Annotated in this window: 14 protein-coding genes; 10 read left to right on the top strand and 4 right to left on the bottom strand. The window is 70.9% G+C overall.

Annotation, left to right across the window (positions count from 1 at the left end; translation table 11 throughout):
• Window positions 1-247: 247 nt before the first annotated feature.
• Together UK12_RS23100 and UK12_RS23095 are read right to left on the bottom strand one after the other, a co-directional pair.
• Window positions 248-841: an NADAR family protein gene (locus tag UK12_RS23100; protein ID WP_045305013.1), complete on the bottom strand. Its 594-nt coding sequence runs from the start codon at window positions 839-841 to the stop codon at window positions 248-250.
• Between the two features lie 225 nt (window positions 842-1,066).
• Entirely contained in the window at window positions 1,067-2,536 is a 1,470-nt protein-coding gene (locus UK12_RS23095) for an MFS transporter (protein ID WP_231591346.1), read from the bottom strand.
• A gap of 102 nt (window positions 2,537-2,638) precedes the next feature.
• Between UK12_RS23095 and UK12_RS23090 the strand changes: the two genes are divergently transcribed.
• Window positions 2,639-3,481: a helix-turn-helix transcriptional regulator gene (locus UK12_RS23090; protein ID WP_052682088.1), complete on the top strand. Its 843-nt coding sequence runs from the start codon at window positions 2,639-2,641 to the stop codon at window positions 3,479-3,481.
• A 551-nt stretch (window positions 3,482-4,032) separates the two neighbouring features.
• On the opposite strand, the gene UK12_RS23085 is transcribed toward UK12_RS23090, so the two are convergent.
• A complete protein-coding gene (locus UK12_RS23085) occupies window positions 4,033-4,536 on the bottom strand; it encodes a hypothetical protein (protein ID WP_045305012.1) in 504 nt (167 codons plus the stop codon).
• Window positions 4,537-4,689: 153 nt separating this feature from the next.
• On the opposite strand from UK12_RS23085, the gene UK12_RS23080 reads away from it, so the two are divergent.
• The 7 genes from UK12_RS23080 to UK12_RS23050 all read left to right on the top strand — a co-directional run bounded on the left by UK12_RS23080 (window position 4,690) and on the right by UK12_RS23050 (window position 14,211).
• Window positions 4,690-5,913, top strand: coding sequence for a sensor histidine kinase (locus tag UK12_RS23080; protein ID WP_045305011.1), 1,224 nt, complete (start codon window positions 4,690-4,692; stop codon window positions 5,911-5,913).
• Entirely contained in the window at window positions 5,901-6,545 is a 645-nt protein-coding gene (locus UK12_RS23075; protein WP_045305010.1) for a response regulator, read from the top strand. The genes UK12_RS23080 and UK12_RS23075 overlap by 13 nt, the downstream gene beginning before the upstream one ends.
• Before the next feature lie 2 nt (window positions 6,546-6,547).
• The gene (locus tag UK12_RS23070) at window positions 6,548-7,456 is read left to right on the top strand and encodes a DUF4097 family beta strand repeat-containing protein (protein ID WP_156178868.1); all 909 of its coding nucleotides are present in this window, start codon (window positions 6,548-6,550) and stop codon (window positions 7,454-7,456) included.
• Between the two features lie 176 nt (window positions 7,457-7,632).
• Complete coding sequence (gene dusB / locus UK12_RS23065; protein WP_197085109.1) at window positions 7,633-8,844, top strand: tRNA dihydrouridine synthase DusB; 1,212 nt, start codon at window positions 7,633-7,635, stop codon at window positions 8,842-8,844.
• A gap of 565 nt (window positions 8,845-9,409) precedes the next feature.
• The gene (gene ppdK, locus UK12_RS23060) at window positions 9,410-12,118 is read left to right on the top strand and encodes a pyruvate, phosphate dikinase (protein ID WP_045305008.1); all 2,709 of its coding nucleotides are present in this window, start codon (window positions 9,410-9,412) and stop codon (window positions 12,116-12,118) included.
• 268 nt (window positions 12,119-12,386) lie between these two features.
• The gene (locus UK12_RS23055; RefSeq protein ID WP_082119865.1) at window positions 12,387-12,878 is read left to right on the top strand and encodes a ribonuclease; all 492 of its coding nucleotides are present in this window, start codon (window positions 12,387-12,389) and stop codon (window positions 12,876-12,878) included.
• A 70-nt stretch (window positions 12,879-12,948) separates the two neighbouring features.
• Entirely contained in the window at window positions 12,949-14,211 is a 1,263-nt protein-coding gene (locus UK12_RS23050) for an ADP-ribosylglycohydrolase family protein (protein ID WP_063838308.1), read from the top strand.
• Between the two features lie 118 nt (window positions 14,212-14,329).
• Here UK12_RS23050 and UK12_RS23045 read toward each other — a convergent pair whose 3' ends face one another.
• Window positions 14,330-15,049, bottom strand: coding sequence for a GNAT family N-acetyltransferase (locus UK12_RS23045; RefSeq protein WP_045305007.1), 720 nt, complete (start codon window positions 15,047-15,049; stop codon window positions 14,330-14,332).
• A 707-nt stretch (window positions 15,050-15,756) separates the two neighbouring features.
• On the opposite strand from UK12_RS23045, the gene UK12_RS23040 reads away from it, so the two are divergent.
• Both UK12_RS23040 and UK12_RS23035 read left to right on the top strand, forming a co-directional pair.
• Entirely contained in the window at window positions 15,757-16,701 is a 945-nt protein-coding gene (locus tag UK12_RS23040; protein WP_045305006.1) for a PAC2 family protein, read from the top strand.
• Window positions 16,702-16,894: 193 nt separating this feature from the next.
• Window positions 16,895-17,872, top strand: a complete 978-nt coding sequence (locus UK12_RS23035) for an SGNH/GDSL hydrolase family protein (RefSeq protein WP_197085106.1) — start codon at window positions 16,895-16,897, stop codon at window positions 17,870-17,872.
• Window positions 17,873-17,886 lie beyond the last annotated feature (14 nt).

Raw genomic sequence — 17,886 nt, 5'->3', positions numbered from 1 at the left:
GACCGCGACACCATGGCGCAGGAGCGTGTCTCCCTCGACCAGGTGAAGTCCTACCTGGCGGCCCGCCTCATCGGCTGCTGATCAGCTGCTGATCGACCGCTGCTCGGCTGCTGACGGGTTCTGCCGTCAGCAGCCCGGCTCGCCGGCCCCCGTGCGGATGCTCCGCGCGGGGGCCGACGGTTTTGGGCGACTGCTGGCGGCTGCGGCCGGGCGTTCGGGCGGCCGGGCCTTGGGGCGGCGGGGGGAGTCAGGCCTCGCGCTGTTGGGCTGCGAGGCGGGTGCGGGCCTCCATGAGGGCGAAGCCCAGTAGGTTGAGGCCGCGCCATGCGGTGGGTTGGGTAGCTCGTTCGTTGTCGGCGGCGAGGCCGATGCCCCAGAGCCGGTCGAGCGGGCTGGCCTCCACGAGCACTCGCTGCGCGGTGCCGAGCAGGTACTCCCGGAGGGCATCGTCCTGGCCGAACTTGGCCACATTGCCCTGGACCACCAGCTCGAAGCATTCGGCCGCCCAGCGCTCCTCGTCGAAACCCCGGACCAGCCGCCCGAGCTTCTTCGCCTCGGCCGGGGTGCGGGCGGCGAGGATCTGCGGCAGCACCTGATCGTCCCCGAAGAGCCGGGCCTTGCCCGCCATCATCCAGTGCTCGGCCGTTGCGTACGTCACTCCGTCCACGGTGAACTCGGCCGGCCACCACTGACTGAGCGAACCCGAACCCACCCGGCCGTCCCGCTCCGGCTGGTGACCCCAGAAGAGCAGGTACTTGGGGCGGGCACCCGCTGCCACGAGAGCGTTGAGCTCCTCGCGGGAACGGGTCTCGGCTGGGGTTCGGGGCTGGGGCGTCGTCATATCGTCATCCTGACACGAAGGGCTGGTGATGGCTCCCGAATTTCCTCGCCGTCGCGGGCTGCTCTGCTCTGTCCGGCCTCGTTCTGCCTGTCCTTGTCCTGCGTGACTCTGTTCGGGCTGGCCGCGTCCTGCCCGGCTCTGCGCGCTGCCCGGCTTCGTTCTGGCCAGGCCCGGTCGGGCGGGAACTGGACCGGGGGCGGGGGCGATGAGTGTCGGCCGGCCGATTCAGGCGACCGTGCGAGGCAGTCGGATGCTCAGCAGGAAGATGGCTGCAGAGCCGGTCAGCTGCAGGCTCAGGACCAGAGCCAGCGCGTGGTCGATACCGATCGTGGGGGAGAGGGAGAGGAAGAGCGTGCCCAGGGTGGCCACCCCAAGTGCCAGGCTGGACTGCTGTGTTGTGGCCAGCACCCCGCTGCCGACGCCGGCGCGCTCGATCGGAACCTTGGACAGTACGACCCGGAACAGCGGTGTCCCGATCAGGCCCTGGCCGATGCCGGCCAGGGCCACGCCGGGCAGCATCCGCCACGGCGAGAAGTGCGCCCAGTCCATCAGTACCGTGGCGATCAGGACGGCCAGCCCCAGGCCCTGGACCACCGCTCCGACGGTGATCACCCGGCTGCCGAACCGACTGATCAGGCGCGGCCCGCTCAGCGAGGCGAAGAAGTAGCCGACCGCCATCGGCACCAGCGCCCACCCCGCCGCGACCGGCCCAAGTCGCAGCCCCTGCTGCAGCATGACGGCCACCACGAACATGAAGCCGCCGAAGCCCGTGAAGTACGGCACCGCGACCCCGAGGCCTCGGCGCATCTCCGGTATCCGCAGCAGCGAGAGCGGCACCAGTGGGACCTGACCCGCCTGCTCCGCTCGCCGCTCCACGTACAGGAAGGCGGCGGCGAGGAGCGGGAACGCACCGAGCAGCACCCAGGACCAGAGCGGCCAGCCTGCGGCGCGCCCCTCCATCAGCGGCAGGAACAGCGCGAGCAGCGCTGCCGTCAGCAGTGCGGTGCCGGGGAGGTCGACGCCGGCGGCGTGCGGCGAGCGGCTCTCCGGCACGTACGGGATCGCAAGGACTGCGGTGAGCAGCGCGAACGGCACGTTCAGCAGGAACACGGCGCGCCAGCCGGTGCCGAAGAGGTCGGCGGAGACCAGCATCCCGCCGAGGACCTGTCCGATCACCACGGAGATGCCGCCGACGGCGCCGTAGATGCTCAGCGCCCGAGCGCGTTGCGGACCACTGCTGGCTGCGGTGATGGTGGCGAGCACCTGCGGCAGCAGCAGCGCGGCCGAGGCGCCCTGGGCTGCCCGGGCGGCGACCAGCGTCCAGGCGGTGGGTGCGAGACCGCAGAGCAGGGAGGTGACGGCGAAGGCCCCCGCGCCGATGATGAAGAGCCGGCGGCGACCGAAGGTGTCGCCGAGCCGCCCGCCGAGTACCAGGAGTACCGCGAAGGCTATGCCGTACCCGGCGGCGACGAGTTCCAGTACGGCGGGCCCGGCAGCCAGATCATGGTCGATGGTGGGCAGCGCGACGTTGACGATGAAGAAGTCGAGCATCGGCAGGAAGGCGCCGAGCAGGACGGTGACAAGGCCGGCCGGCCCAAGGGTGGGGGCGGCAGCCTGGGCCAGGGGACTGGCCTGTGAGATCACGGGTGGGGTCTGCGAGATCGCGGGTTGCTGGGTCACGAGTTGCTGGGTCACGGGCACTACGATCCGCCCTGGCTCACCCTGGTACCAGATGGCGTTTATCCAGGTATAGGAAGTACCTGGCAACAGGATCGTATTTCGCGCATCCTTGGCCTTATGACGACCATCACCGTGCCGACCGACAGCCGTCGGAGCGAACTGGCGACCTTCCTGCGCAGCCGTCGGGAGCGGATCTCGCCGGAGCAGGTCGGCCTGCCGCTGACCGGGCGCCGCCGGACCCCGGGGTTGCGCCGGGAGGAGGTCGCGCAGCTCGCTGCCGTAGGAGTCACCTGGTACACGTGGCTGGAGCAGGGGAGGGACATCCAGGTATCGGCCCAGGTGCTGGACTCGGTGGCCCGAACCCTGCAGCTCGACCGGAGCGAGCGGGCTCATCTCTTCGTGCTGGCAGGCTCGGAGGACCCGACCCCCGTCCCGGAGTGCTCGACCATCACTCCGTCCGTGCGGGCCGTACTGGAGCAGCTCGAACCGATGCCCGCCGTGGTGCTCAACAGTCGGTACGACATCCTGGCCTACAACCGTGCCTACACCTGGCTCGCGGGGGACCTCGACGCGATGCCGTTCGAGGAGCGGAACGTGCTGTGGCTGCTCTTCGCCCAGTCCCGTTTCTCCTCGGTGCTGGTGGATGTCCAGGAGGCCCGCGAGTCGGTGACGGCCCGATTCCGGGCGGCGATGGCCGAGCACTCCTCGGAGCCGGTCTGGAAGAACCTCCTTCAGCGTCTGCGCTGGACCTTCCCCGAGTTCGAGACGGTCTGGGACCGGCACGAGGTGTCCGTGCCGAGCAACGGCCTCAAGCACTTCCTGCTTCCCGAGGTCGGCCTGTGCCGCTTCGAGTACACCAATCTGTGGCTGGGGGCTCGGCCGAGCACCCGGCTGGTGGCCTACACCCCGCAGGACGAGGAGACGCAGCAGCGCCTGGAGCAGCTCGCAGCCGTCCGCTGAGCCATACCCGGGCCGGTGGGACGAGGGCGAGTGAACGGGCGCTCCGCCAACGGCGCTGGCTGCACCGGGCGCTCTGGCCAGCTCGACCGCCCTGACCGCCCTGACCGCCCTGACCGCCCTGACCGCACCGACCGCACCGATCGCCCTGACCGCACCGGCCGTACCAGCGGTGACTTCGGTGGCTCCGGCCCGGAGTGATGCTCGGCCCTGCGTGGTCCGGGTGGCCGGACCGCCGAGGGCCAGGACGGTGCAGAGCCACGCCAGTGGCAGCTCTGCACAGAGTGCCATCACCACGGCTGCGGCGAGCTGTGTGCCGTATGCCGCTGTGTGGACGTCGTACCAGGCATCGCCGAGCAGCAGGGCTGCGGCCACTGCTGCCGTCTGTCGGCTGCTGGGGCTGCTCAGTCGTAGCAGTGCACCGGTGCTGATCAGGGCAGTGGCCTCCAGGAAGTCGAGCGTGGACCAGCCCGCGCTGGCTCCGGGGGCAGCTGCCAGCAGCGCTGCCCATGGCAGCAGCACCACTCCGCAGGCGATCAGCAACCGGTGCAGACTCATGACGCCCGCCCGGCTCGCATCCGGACCGACTGCGCGTCATCGTGGGGAACTCGCACCTGCACCGAGCCGCAGGGCGGCCCGTCGGACCAGGCCAGCCAGAACGAGTCGGCGAGCGGGACCACTTGGACCGGACGGTGGCTCCGGCCCAGCAAGCCGCCACTGGTGAAGGTGACTTCGGGCAGTGAGCCGTCGGCCGGCAACCGGCCCCAGGCGAAGCCGGTCGGACCGTCGGCGTCGGCAGTGCACCGGGCCCCGCGCAGGACCTGCTGGACGTCGAGGGCGGAGACCACCATCACATCCAACAACTCGCCGCACTCGTAAATCTCCAGAGAGGCCCGCCCTCGCTCGGCAGGACTTGTCCTGACCGACCACGGGCCCACCCGGGTAGTGCCGGCCTCGTCGTCGGCCGCGCCCGCGCCCCGGTGGCTATCGGCACTGCCGACAGCCGCGCCGACGCCCCGGTCGGTGGCCGACTCGGCCGGACTCTCCGCTGCCACCATGCGACTTGTTCTCGTCATGCCGTCAAGATTCGCGCCGGAAAGAAGCCCTGTCGGTAGCCCACGCATCCGTCTTGGGGGTGTACCTAGCTACAGCATTGATTCGGATGCCTACTTCATGGATCGGCCTGATCGGGGGCCCATAGGCTGTGCGGCATGTTGAACTCCGCCCTCCGCCAGGTACGCGACCGGGGCGCCGAGCACCTCCCGTGGTCGGCGGCCTCCCGGCGGGATGCGGTGTTCATCGCGGCCGGGGTGCCGCTGGGCCTTCCCCTCATCCTCGCGTTGAGCATGCCGAAGTCGGGCGTACTGCTCCCGGTCGCCGTGCTGTGCATGGATCTGCTGACGATCGCTCAGCGCAGCCGCTTCCGCGAGCTGCGCGGTCTGGAGATCCCGGGCAGGGTGGGCCCCGACGCCGGGTGGGTCGTGCGCCTGCGCTCCGGGTTCACCTGGCGGCAGGCCGGGTACCACTTCCTGGCCGCGCCGGCCCTCGCCATCGGCTCCTTTCTGGTGCTGGCCGTCTGGGGCGCGGGTCTGGTGATGGCCACGGTCTACGGCTGGGTGTCCTTCCTGCCGAGAGGGAACTCCCTGCGCTACGGCACCGGTTGGTCGGTGACCGATGCCGGGATCACCGTTGCCGGCCTGGCCCTGCTCCTGGCAGTGCCCTGGGTGGTGGCCTGGCTGGCCAGGCTCGACGAGCGGGCGGCCCGTGCCCTGCTCGGGCCGAACCGGGCGGAGGTCCTGGAGCGCCGCGTCGAGGATCTCGCCGAGAGCCGAGCCGGCGTGGTGGACGCAGCGGATGCCGAACGCCGGCGGATAGAACGGGACCTGCATGACGGCGCCCAGCAGCGCCTGGTCTCGCTGGCGATGAATCTCGGCCTTGCCCGGCGCACGCTGAAGGACGTACCGCCCGAGGCCATGCAGGTGATCGTCGAGGCGCACCAGGAGGCCCAGGCCGCCATCGCCGAGCTGCGTGACCTCGTCCGGGGACTCCACCCCGTGGTCCTGGAGGATCGTGGCCTGGACGCGGCGCTCTCCGGCATCGCCGCCCGGGCTCCCGTCCCGGTCCGCCTGACGGTGGACCTTCCCGATCGCATATCCCCGACCGTCGAGGCCGTCGCCTACTTCACCGTCTCGGAGGCCCTGGCCAATGTGGCGAAGCATGCCCGCGCCTCCCGCGTCGATCTGTCGGTGCGGCAGGAGTTCGGCCGGGTCCGCATCGTCATAACCGACGACGGCGTCGGCGGCGCCGACCCGAGCACGGGCACCGGTCTCATCGGGCTGCGCAAGCGCGCCGCCTCGGTGGACGGCACCCTGGCCATCACCAGCCCCCTCGGGGGCCCGACCGTCATCACTGTGGAGTTGCCATGCGAGCTGTGATCGCCGAGGACTCGGTCCTGCTGCGGGTGGGCCTGGTCAAGGTCCTGGAGGCGGTCGGGTACGAGGTCGCCGCCGCAGTCGGCGATGCCGAGGCGCTGCTTGCGGCCGTGGAGGAGCACAGGCCGAAGGTCGTCGTGGCCGACGTCCGGATGCCACCGGGCTTCACCGACGAGGGCGTCCGGGCTGCGCTGATGATCCGCCGGCAGTGGCCGGAGATCGCGGTGCTGCTGCTCTCCCAGTACGTGGAGGAGCGGTACGCCGCAGATCTGCTCACGGGGAACACCAGCGGGGTCGGCTACCTCCTCAAGCAGCGGGTCGCCAATGTGGACGACTTCGTGGAGGCGCTGCAACGAGTGGCGGAGGGCGGCACCGCGCTGGACCCGGAGGTGGTGGCCCAGTTGCTGCTGCGGCGCCACCGCGATCCCCTGGAGCGCCTGACCCCCAGGGAGCGGGACGTCCTGACGCTGATGGCGGAGGGCCGTTCCAACACCGCGATCGCCGAGTCCCTGGTCGTCAGCGACAGCGCCGTCGCCAAGCACATCAACAGCATCTTCATGAAGCTGGACCTGCCACCGGCCGACGCATCGCACCGCAGGGTGCTGGCCGTACTCCGTTTCCTGGAACTGGGGTAGCCATGGCGCACGAGGGGGCGGCCCAGGGGGCAGCTGCTCGGGAGCGAGCCGGCGACGGCAGCGGGGTGTGGCGGCGGATCGGCGTCGTCGTGCTGGTGATCACGCTGCTGAGCGGCGGGCTGACGGCCTGGTCCCGGTTGACCCACCAGAGCCGCACGGAGCACCGCACCTTCTGGCAGCAGATCAAGACAGTCGAGGTGGACTCCGGTAGTGCAAAGGTCTCGGTCGAGGCGGGCGCAGCCGACCGGGTCACGATGAAGGAGAGTCTGGGCTGGGTGACGCGCCGTCCGTCCGTCAACGCCCAGGTGGTCGGGAGCACCCTGCGAGTCGCCGTCTCGTGCGGAGGGCCGATATCGGTGATCGGCTGCGATGCCGCCCTCGACATCCAGGTCCCGGCCGACACCGGGGTCCACACCCAGGGCAGTTCCGGAGACACGTACATACGTGGGGTGTCCGGCGAGATCCGGGCAAAGACCGCCTCCGGTCAGCTGTGGCTGGAGAGCGTGAGCGGCACGGTCTGGGCGAAGTCGGCTTCGGGGCAGATCGTGGCCAAGGAGTTGGGCTCGTCCGTGGTCCAGGCGGCGTCCAGTTCCGGGCAGATGAGTCTGGGCTTCGCCCGGCCTCCGGAGTCGGTGACAGCGACCACGACCTCCGGTCCGGTGGTCATCACCGTCCCGGGTCAGAACACGCGCTACCACGTGGGCGGCCACACGCTCTCGCACTCCTGGAGCATCGATCCGGATGTGGAGGACAGCGGCTCCAAGCGCACGATCGACATCACGACCATGTCCGGCCCGGTGACGGTGGCCTCCGGTTCGGCGGACTCCGGGGCCGGGGCGGCCACGTCCGGCGCACCGACCTCTCCTGGTGAACAGGTGCCCACCGCCCCGACCCCGGCCGGATCCCGGTAGTCGGCTGCGGACTCGGGCAACCGGCCGGCCCCGGTACCGGCCGGACTGCGGGTGATGGGCCGACCACAGAGCCGAACGGGGGGCGGCCTGGGGGACAATGGAGAGTCTCACAGCACCGCCCGCGCCGAATCACTGTCGCCCTTGCCGACCATGAGGACTTCGCCCGTATGACCTCCATGCCCGCCACCGTCCAGCCGATCACGGCCACCGCCGGGGCCCTTGCTACCCCTGACCCCACCCCCGCCCCCACGCCCGAGTTCGCACCGCTGAACATCGGCCCCCTGCAGGTGTGGCCACCGGTCGTACTGGCGCCGATGGCGGGCATCACCAATGCCCCGTTCCGGACGCTCTGCCGGGAGCAGAGCGGGGGCAAGGGGCTCTACGTCTCCGAGATGATCACGACGCGCGCACTGGTCGAGCGCAACGCCAAGACCATGCAGTTGATCAAGTTCGATCCGAGTGAGAAGCCGCGTTCGATCCAGCTGTACGGGGTGGACCCGGTGACGGTCGGCCGGGCCGCCAGGATGATCGCGGAGGAGGGCCTCGCCGATCACATCGACCTCAACTTCGGCTGCCCGGTACCGAAGGTCACCCGCAAGGGCGGCGGCTCCGCGCTGCCGTACAAGCGCAACCTGCTGCGCGAGATCCTGCGCGAGGCGGTCGGCAACGCGGGCGGCCTGCCGGTGACCATGAAGATGCGCAAGGGCATCGACGACGACCACCTGACCTATCTGGACGCGGGCCGGATCGGCGCGGAGCAGGGCGTCTCGGCGATCGCCCTGCACGGGCGTACGGCCTCCCAGCACTACGGCGGCACGGCGGACTGGTCGGCCATCGCCCGGCTGCGCGACTCCGTCCCGGCGGAGATCCCGGTGCTGGGCAACGGGGACATCTGGTCGGCCGACGACGCGGTGCGGATGATGCGGGAGACCGGCTGCGACGGCGTGGTCGTCGGCCGGGGCTGCCTCGGCCGGCCGTGGCTGTTCAAGGACCTGGTCTCGATCTTCGAGGGCGATGTGGACTACGCCCGCCCGACCTTCGGGTACGTGGCGCAGGCGATGGTGCGGCACGCCCAGCTGCTCGGCGAGTGGCTGGAGGACGAGGCACGCGGTGTCATCGACTTCCGTAAGCACGTCGCCTGGTACACCAAGGGCTTCTCGGTGGGTTCCGAGCTCCGGGTGAAGCTCGCGATGTCCAGTTCGCTGGCCGAGCTGGCGGAGACGCTCGGCCAGGTCGAGCAGGACCAGCACTGGCCCGCCGGTGCCGACGGTCCGCGTGGCCGGACCAGCGGCAACAACCGGGTGGTACTGCCCGAGGGCTGGTTGGACGATCCGTATGACTGTGCCCTGCCCAGCGCGGAGGCCGAATTGGACACATCTGGCGGCTGACTTAGACGTTCAGGTGACATAGTCGTTCTCGGTTGAATCGCCGGAACGGACGAGCCCTCTTGGACAATCTGGCCAAGAGGGCTCCTTTGTGGCAGATTTCAGTAGCGGAGAGATGTCATAACTCGACACAGTGCTACGAAAAGCGCACCTCGCCTACGTCCGACAGCTGAGGTGCACCCGTGACGCTTGCCACATATCGTGGCGATTGACGGCCGGTTGGGTGGGTTCGCGGGGCTACCGGGGCGTGAATCGCTTCCCGAAGGGGCCCGGAGGCGGATCGGCGCAGCTGGCTGCAGGAAATCAAGCCGGGGCAACACTGCGGTCGATTGCTCGCTACTCTCTGTCCGGTTCGTGTGATCTTCGCATTTCAATGCCTTCACTACTTGAACGATTGCTAGCGTCAGGCGGACGATTTCATCAACAGAGGTGAACGCCCCGGTGGGCATTCGATCTGTTGGGTCACGACCCGTTCCGAGGCTTGTACGGCCTATTGGCGGCGCGGCAGTGCCTTCGAAATGGGTATGTTCTCCGGCGTCAGGGCAACCGTGTGCGAGGAGACCGACCCGTGGCGGCGCAGCAGAAGTTTGTTTACTCCTTCACCGAAGGAAACAAGGACCTGAAGGATCTACTCGGCGGTAAGGGTGCCAACCTCGCCGAGATGACCAACCTGGGCCTCCCCGTCCCCCCGGGGTTCACCATCACCACCGAGGCGTGCAAGGTCTTCCTGGAGACCGGCAGTGAGCCGACCTCGCTGCACAAGGAGATCAGCGAGCACCTGGACTCGCTGGAGCAGCAGATGGGCAAGCAGCTCGGTCAGCCCGACAACCCGTTGCTGGTCTCGGTCCGTTCCGGTGCCAAGTTCTCCATGCCCGGCATGATGGACACCGTCCTGAACATCGGCCTCTCCGACGTCTCGGTGGCCGGTCTGGCCGCCCAGTCCGGCAACGAGCGCTTCGCCTGGGACTCGTACCGCCGCCTGGTCCAGATGTTCGGCAAGACCGTGCTGGGCGTGGACGGCGAGCTGTTCGAGGAGGCGCTGGAGGAGGCCAAGGAGGCCAAGGGCACCGCCAACGACCTCGACCTCACCACCGAGGACCTCAAGACGCTGGTCGACACCTTCAAGGCGATCGTGCTCCGCGAGACCGACCGGGAGTTCCCGCAGGACCCGCGGGAGCAGATGGACCTGGCGATCCACGCGGTCTTCCACTCCTGGAACGGCGACCGGGCCCGCCTGTACCGGCGGCAGGAGCGCATCCCGAACGACCTGGGCACGGCGGTCAACGTCTGCAGCATGGTCTTCGGCAACCTCGGCGAGGACTCCGGTACCGGTGTCGCGTTCACCCGCGACCCCTCCACGGGCGCCGTCGGCGTCTACGGCGACTACCTGTCCAACGCCCAGGGCGAGGACGTCGTCGCCGGCATCCGCAACACCCTTCAGCTCTCCGAGCTCGAGAAGCTCGACAAGAAGTCGTACGACGAGCTGATGACGATCATGCAGAAGCTCGAACTGCACTACCGCGACCTGTGCGACATCGAGTTCACCATCGAGCGCGGCAAGCTCTGGATGCTGCAGACCCGGATCGGCAAGCGCACGGCCGCCGCCGCCTTCCGGATCGCGGTCCAGCTGGTCGACCAGGGTCTGATCGACCTGGACGAGGCGCTGCACCGGGTCACCGGCGGCCAGCTCTCCCAGCTGATGTTCCCGCGCTTCGCTCCCGACGCCACCTCGAAGCAGGTCGCCTGGGGCATCGCGGCTTCGCCCGGTGCCGCGGTCGGCAAGGTGGTCTTCGACTCCTACACCGCGGTCAAGTGGTCCCGCTCCGGCGAGAAGGTGATCCTGGTCCGCCGGGAGACCAACCCGGACGACCTGGACGGCATGATCGCGGCCGAGGGGATCCTGACCTCGCGCGGCGGCAAGACCTCGCACGCGGCCGTGGTCGCCCGCGGCATGGGCAAGACCTGTGTCTGCGGTGCGGAGGAGCTGGAGGTCGACACCAAGCGCCGTCGCCTGACGACCGCCGACGGGCAGGTCGTCGAGGAGGGCGACGTGGTCTCGATCGACGGGGCGACCGGCAAGGTCTACCTGGGCGAGGTCCCGGTGCTGCCGTCCCCGGTGGTCGAGTACTTCGAGGGCACCCTGCACGCCGGTGCCGACGTCCAGGGCGGGCTGGTCCAGGCCGTGCACCGGCTGATGTCGCACGCCGACGTCCGCCGCAAGCTGGCCGTCCGGGCCAACGCGGACAACGCCGAGGACTCGAACCGCGCCCGCCGCTACGGCGCCCAGGGCATCGGCCTCTGCCGCACCGAGCACATGTTCCTCGGTGAGGAGCGCCGCAAGGAGGTCGAGCACCTGATCCTGGCGGACAACGACAAGGACCGCGAGCAGGCTCTCTCCGCCCTCCTTCCGCTGCAGAAGGGCGACTTCATCGAGCTGTTCCAGTCGATGGACGGACTCCCGGTCACCGTCCGCCTGCTGGACCCGCCGCTGCACGAGTTCCTCCCCGACATCACCGAGCTCTCGGTGCGCGTCGCCCTCGCCGAGGCCCGCAAGGACCCGAACGAGAACGACCTGCGCCTGCTCCAGGCCGTGCACCGGCTGCACGAGCAGAACCCGATGCTGGGTCTGCGCGGTGTCCGCCTCGGCCTGGTCATCCCCGGCCTGTTCGGGATGCAGGTCCGGGCGATCGCGGAGGCGGCGGCCGAGCGCAAGCTGGCCGGCGGCGACCCGCGTCCCGAGGTGATGATCCCGCTGGTCGGCACCGTCCAGGAGCTGGAGCTGGTCCGCGACGAGTGCGAGCGGGTGCTGGCCGAGGTGGCGTCGTCCACCGGCGTCAAGCTGGACATCAAGCTCGGCACCATGATCGAGCTGCCCCGCGCCGCAGTGACGGCCGGTCAGATCGCCGAGGCCGCCGAGTTCTTCTCCTTCGGCACCAACGACCTGACCCAGACCGTCTGGGGCTTCTCCCGGGACGACGTGGAGGCGAGCTTCTTCACCGCGTACCTGGAGAAGGGCATCTTCGGGGTCTCGCCGTTCGAGACCATCGACCGCGACGGTGTCGGTTCGCTGGTCAAGCTGGCCGTCGAGGCGGGACGGGCCACCCGGCCCGACCTCAAGCTCGGCGTCTGCGGCGAGCACGGCGGCGACCCGGAGTCGGTCCACTTCTTCCACGAGGTGGGGCTGGACTACGTATCCTGCTCTCCCTTCCGGATCCCGGTGGCGCGCCTGGAGGCAGGCCGTGCCGCCCTTGAGACGGCGGGCAGCGACTCGCGCTGACGGGGTGACCCCGAAGCGCGGCTGACCGCAGCCCCCTCCGCCGGAGGGGCGTGCGGCGGAGCTCGGCGCAGGAGAGCCGCCGTACGTGGCAGCCGGGGCGGGAACGGACAATGGCGTCCGTTCCCGCCCCGGCGGCGTTTTTCCTCGGGCACATCCAGTGGGCCCGGCAGGCCCGGCACGCCCGCACGCGGCGGCGGTGCTCGGCCGTACGGGTGAGCGGGGTACCCGGTGTGCCGGTGCCGGAGCCGTACCGGGCAAGCTGGAGCGCATGACCAGCCGAAACCGTCTGATCGCCGTTGCCGCAGTCATCTGCTGCGTGATCATCGCCGCAGCCGTCTACGCCATGCTCGGCACCGGTAGGACGGCGTCCACCAAGACCTCCGCCCCGACGGCTGCGGCCGGCTCCTCCCGGGGGCCGAAGCCGTCCGCCCCGGCGAAGTCGTCCTCCTCCGGCACCTGGGTACCCACCAATCCGGCCATCGCCGACGTCTGCCGCAGCAAGCTGCCCAGCCAGGCCCAGGACACCCTCGGGCTGATCGCCAAGGGCGGCCCGTACCCCTACCGCACCGACGGCGTGGTCTTCGAGAACCGTGAGAGCCGGCTGCCCAGGCACTCCAACGGCTACTACCACGAGTTCACCGTGGTCACCCCCGGTTCGGGGGACCGGGGTACCCGACGGGTCGTCACCGGTACCGACGGCGAGCAGTACTGGACCGCGGATCACTACGGCACCTTCCAGGAGATCGACTCCCGCTGCTGAGGCCCACTGAGGCCTGCCGGGCCTGTCAGGGCCTGTCGGGGGACCGGAAAGCGCTGGCAGGATGTCCGCGATGACAGAACCCACGTCGCCTCCCAACTCCCCGACTCCCGAAACGTCCGCCCTCGACTCGCTGAACGGCCTCTCCGTCGGCGATGCCTTCGGTGCCCAGTTCTTCGTCCCCGAGAACCGCGACCGCCTGATCGGCCGTCAAGCCCCGCCCGGCGTCTGGCCGTGGACGGACGACACCGAGATGGCCTGCTCGGTCCACGCGGCCTGGGCCGAGCGCCAGTCCATCGACACCTTCGACCTGACCCACGCCTTCGCCCGCCGCCATGACTTCGACCGCGGCTACGGTCCGGCCGCCAACCGAATGCTGCGGCTGATCAGGGAGGGCGGGGACGCGAAGCGGCTGGCCGCCGGCCTCTTCGACGGCCAGGGCTCGTACGGCAACGGAGCCGCGATGCGGGTGGCCCCGCTCGGCGCTGCCCATGCGCACGACCCGGCGGCCGTGGTCGGGCCCGCCGCCGACACCGCCGTGATCACGCACACCCACCCCGACGCCGTGGACGGCGCGATCGCCGTCGCGGTGGCGGCCGCGTACGCCGTCCGGACCCGTACCGAGCCGACCACTGCGCCGGAGTTCCTGGCCGCCGTACGGGAGCTCACCCCGCGCGGCGCGGTCCGGGACGGCATCGAGCGGGCGATCGGGCTGCTGGGCGAGCCGGACGCTCACCGGCCCGCGTACGAGTTGGGCAACGGCAGCAGGGTGAGTGCGGTCGACACCGTTCCCTTTGCGCTCTGGGCGGCCGCCCGCCAGCTGGACGACTACCGGGCCGCGCTCTGGGAGACCGTCCGGGCGGGTGGCGACGTGGACACCACCGCCGCGATCGTCGGCGGGATCGTCGCCGCCCGTACCGGGACCGCCGGGATTCCGCCCGCCTGGCTGGCCGCGCGCGAGCCGCTGCCCGACTGGGCCACACCGGAGCGGCTCGCGGTGGCCGACTTCAGGAGGTACCGGCCCGAGCCGCTGTCGATCCGGCTGCCGCGCTCGGTCGCGGTTCCCGACCTGGTCTGGCCCGAGCAGAGCTGGACCCTGCTGCGCCGGGGTCTGCGGCCGGACCGGAGCAACCACCGCTGGGTCACCGGCATCGTCGAGGGCGTCGTGTACCTGCACGAGGCCGGCACGGGGTACGGGAACTTCGAGGTCGTGGTCGAGCCGGTCCCCAGGACGGGCGGTTGGCGGCCGGTGTCGGCGACGGCCGAGGCCCGGCCCGATCGCTTCGGCCACCCCGACCCCGCCGTCCTGCTCGCCGAGGTCCTGGGGATGTTCTAGGGGCACCCGGGTCCGCCCTGGAGCGGGCCCGGGTCCGCCCTGGAGCGGGCCCGGGTCCGCCCTGGAGCGGGTCCGGGTCAGCCCCGGATCGGTCAGCCCCGGATCGGTCAGCGCCGGATCAGACCTGGATCAGCGGGAAGCCCTGTCTAAGGCACTCCTGGTTGATCGCCGGGTCGGGAGCGCTCGGCGAGGTCGCGGCGGCGATCCGGAGCTCGATGATGTCCCGGACGGCCGGCCACTCCTCGTCGAGGATGGAGTAGAACGCGGTGCTGCGGACGACCCCGTCGAGGCCGCGCGAGTGGGCGCGGCGGACGCCCTCGCTGGTGGCGCCGAGCCGTTCGATGGCCGCGCGGGAGCGCATGTTGCGGGCGTCGGCGCGCAGCGAGATCCGCTGGACCTGCCAGGTCTCGAAGGCGTACCGGAGCATCAGCAGCTTGGCCTCGGTGTTGATGCCGGTGCCCTGGGCCCGCGGGGAGAGCCAGGTGTTGCCGATTTCCGCAGCGTCCGGGACCGCGTGCAGCGGGTCGCCGTGCGGCACGCCCGGCACGGGCGGCCAGACCAGCGGGCCCTGCCAGTAGTCGAGTTCCAGGAAGCGGGTCGAGCCCACCACACGGTTGTCCGCGACGTTCACGGTGGCGAACGGCAGCGACTTGCCCGCGGCCTGATCGGCGAGGGCACGGCCGACGTACTCCCGGGCGGCTTCGAGGCCGTGCGGAACGGGAGTGAAGGCGTAGGTTGTACGGTCCTCGGTTCCGGCCACGGCCAGTGCTTCGGCGTGGTGTTCGGCGAGGGGCTCCAGCCGCACGGTACGGCCGACGAGGGTTACGGGTACGGGCACGGATCCTTCGGTCCTTCGGCGATCGGAGGGACCTCCGTACGCGGTTCGCGGCACGAAGGTGGGCTCTCTCAGCACGTCGGCGTACGGGCACGGGTCGACAACCGCGTCCGGCGGGATGAGAGAAAGGACAGTGTGCGTCCGAAAGATGGCCGAGAGAGGAATGAGAGCGCGAAGGGAAGCGGGCGGCCAAGTGAAGGCAAGGTGTCTCAGGAGTGGCTGCCAGCGTACCTGGCCGGGCCGGGAACACGACGTGACAGACGGCGTGACGGCGGCGCGGCGATGCGAGGCAGCGAGAGGACCATACCCGCCAGAAGGCGGTGCGTCACTTCGCGGCGCGCGAACGGCGGCACGAGGCTGTCCGGGGTGCCGGGCCGGGGCTCGGCGCGGCCACTTGAATCGGGTGTCCGGAGGGTGTCGGACCGGCTCCGACCGGGCCTGCGAAGCGGCTCCCACCTGCGAATTCACGGGGTGGTGCGATGATGATCGTCCGGTCGGGTGCGGCAGCCGCCCGCCGGGGTGGCGCAGGGGCGAAGCTGACACATCCTCGGCGATCCGGGAATGTCACAGGGCTGCCGCACGCTGGACTGGTCAAGAACCGGTCGGCCGGAACGGAATGCAGGATTCGGTACCTCGTGACATCACGGGGCGGGTCCGGCCGGTCGGTCCGACGACGACGAGCGACGAGACGGAACGGGGTTGGGTGCGCGGTGCGTGATCCCAAGGAGCTGTACCAGCTGGAGCGGCAGGGCGTGGACGCGCTGACCGAGGCCCGTGCCGCCGCCGGTCCGGACGCCGCCGGTCTGGTGCTGCTGCACCACTTCGAGGGCTTCATGGACGCCGGCGAGGCCGGCGGCCAGGTGGTGGCCCATGTGCTGGAGCACGGCTCGCCGCAGATCGTGGCCCGCTTCGACCACGACCGTCTGGTCGACTACCGGGCCCGCCGCCCGGTGATGACCTTCGACCGCGACCGCTGGACGGCCTACGAGCCGCCGGAGATCCTGCTGCAGCTGGTCCGGGACTCGGTCGGTACGCCGTTCCTGCTGCTCAGCGGTCCGGAGCCGGACACCGAGTGGGAGCTGTTCACGGCCGCCGTGCGCGAGCTGGTCGAGCGCTTCGAGGTCCGGCTGACCGTCGACTTCCACGGCATCCCGATGGGGGTCCCGCACACCCGGCCGGTCGGGCTCACCCCGCACGGCAACCGGGTCGACCTCGCCGCCGGCTACCCCAAGTGGTTCGACCAGGCACAGGTGCCGGGCAGTGCACAGGCGCTGCTCGAGTACCGGCTGGCGCAGGCCGGGCACGATGTGGTGGGCTTCGCCGCCCATGTGCCGCACTACGTGGCCCGATCCGCGTACCCGGCGGCCGCCGTGGTGATCCTGGAGGCGGTCCAGTCGGTCAGCGGCCTGGTGCTGCCCGGTACCGGGCTGCGCGACCGGGTCGGCGAGGTGTACGCGGACATCGAGGAGCAGCTGGCCCAGGGCGACGGCGAGCTGCGTTCCGCCATCCGGGGCATGGAGGGCCAGTACGACGCCGTGGCGGGCGTGGAGAGCCGCGAGAGCCTGCTGGCCGAGACCGCCGAGCTGCCCTCGGCGGACGAGCTGGGGCGGCGCTTCGAGGAGTTCCTCGCGGAGCAGGAGCGCGGCGCCGAGTAGTGCCGGTCCGGCCGTCCCGTGCACGCCGGGCTCGGGTGCACAGGGCGCGGGTTCATGGGGTGTGGGTGCACAGGGCGTAGCCGTCGTCACAGCGGGTGCGGGAGCCATCGGGTACGGCCGTTCGTTGCCGGAGCACAGGCGCCCGGGGGACGGGCGGTGAGTTGGTGCGGGTCAAACCCCGGGGGGAGCGTGTGTGGACATCAGGCGTGCGGGAGTGCTGCTGGGCGTGGCCGGCCTGGTGCTGACCGCCGGGTGCAGCGCGGGTGGCTCCGCGTCCGGGCCGTCCGGGCCTTCGGCCGAGGGTTCCGCGCGCGCCTCGGCGACGGCCGCGACCGCGCTTCCGGCGGGCCCGTACGTCGCGCTGGGCGACTCGTACACCGCCGGGCTGCGGATCGCTCCGCAGGTCGGTACCCCGGCCGGGTGCTCCCGCTCCGGGGCCAACTACCCGTCGCTGGTGGCGAAGGCGCTCGGCCTGAGCGGGGCGGCCTTCACCGACGTCAGCTGCAGCGGGGCGACCACCCGTGACCTGGCGGCGGCGCAGCGGACCGTCGACGGCACCAACGAGCCCCAGCTGGACGCGCTCTCCCCGGCCACCCGGCTGGTCACGCTCGGGATCGGCGGGAACGACGCCGGGTTCATGGACGTGCTCGGCCGGTGCGCCGAGGAGGGCCTCAAGCAGAGCCTGCTCGCCGGGCTCACCGGCACGCAGACCGCCGGTTCGCCCTGCCGCAGCCACTTCACCGGCGCGGACGGGCAGGACCAGGTGCAGCAGAAGGTCGATGCGGCGGGCGAACGGCTCGGCGAGCTGCTGCAGCAGGTCAGGAGCCGGTCCCCGCAGGCCAGGGTCTTCGTGGTGGGGTACCCGGAGCTGCTGCCCTCCGACCCCGCGAGCTGTACGACGACGCTGGGCCGGGGTGCGGCGGCCGGGGACGTGGCCTTCCTGGCCGAGAAGGAGCAGCAGCTCAACACGATGCTCCGGCAGCGCGCGGGGGCGGCCGGTGCCGGGTACGTGGACACCTACACCCCGTCGGCCGGGCACGACATGTGTGCGGGGGAGGGCACCCGCTGGATCGAGCCGCCGTTCCCGGCGGCCGGGCTGGCACCGGTGCACCCCAACGCGGCCGGACAGCAGGGCATGGCGGCTGCGGTACTCCACGCCCTGCGGTCCTGAGCCCACTGAGTTCC

The organism is Saccharothrix sp. ST-888 (assembly GCF_000955975.1).
GTDB lineage: Bacteria > Actinomycetota > Actinomycetes > Streptomycetales > Streptomycetaceae > Kitasatospora.
Note: the sequence above shows the minus strand (reverse complement) of the source record. Positions and strands in the feature narration are given on the sequence as shown.

What these genes read in the sequence shown, in the direction of transcription:
- UK12_RS23070 (WP_156178868.1), top strand. Translation starts at nt 6,548, where the DNA reads ATGGCGCACGAGGGGGCGGCCCAGGGGGCAGCTGCTCGGGAGCGAGCC.
- dusB (WP_197085109.1), top strand. Translation starts at nt 7,633, where the DNA reads ATGCCCGCCACCGTCCAGCCGATCACGGCCACCGCCGGGGCCCTTGCT.
- UK12_RS23090 (WP_052682088.1), top strand. Translation starts at nt 2,639, where the DNA reads ATGACGACCATCACCGTGCCGACCGACAGCCGTCGGAGCGAACTGGCG.
- UK12_RS23050 (WP_063838308.1), top strand. Translation starts at nt 12,949, where the DNA reads ATGACAGAACCCACGTCGCCTCCCAACTCCCCGACTCCCGAAACGTCC.
- UK12_RS23085 (WP_045305012.1), bottom strand. Translation starts at nt 4,536, where the DNA reads ATGGTGGCAGCGGAGAGTCCGGCCGAGTCGGCCACCGACCGGGGCGTC.
- UK12_RS23100 (WP_045305013.1), bottom strand. Translation starts at nt 841, where the DNA reads ATGACGACGCCCCAGCCCCGAACCCCAGCCGAGACCCGTTCCCGCGAG.
- UK12_RS23080 (WP_045305011.1), top strand. Translation starts at nt 4,690, where the DNA reads ATGTTGAACTCCGCCCTCCGCCAGGTACGCGACCGGGGCGCCGAGCAC.
- UK12_RS23055 (WP_082119865.1), top strand. Translation starts at nt 12,387, where the DNA reads ATGACCAGCCGAAACCGTCTGATCGCCGTTGCCGCAGTCATCTGCTGC.
- UK12_RS23075 (WP_045305010.1), top strand. Translation starts at nt 5,901, where the DNA reads ATGCGAGCTGTGATCGCCGAGGACTCGGTCCTGCTGCGGGTGGGCCTG.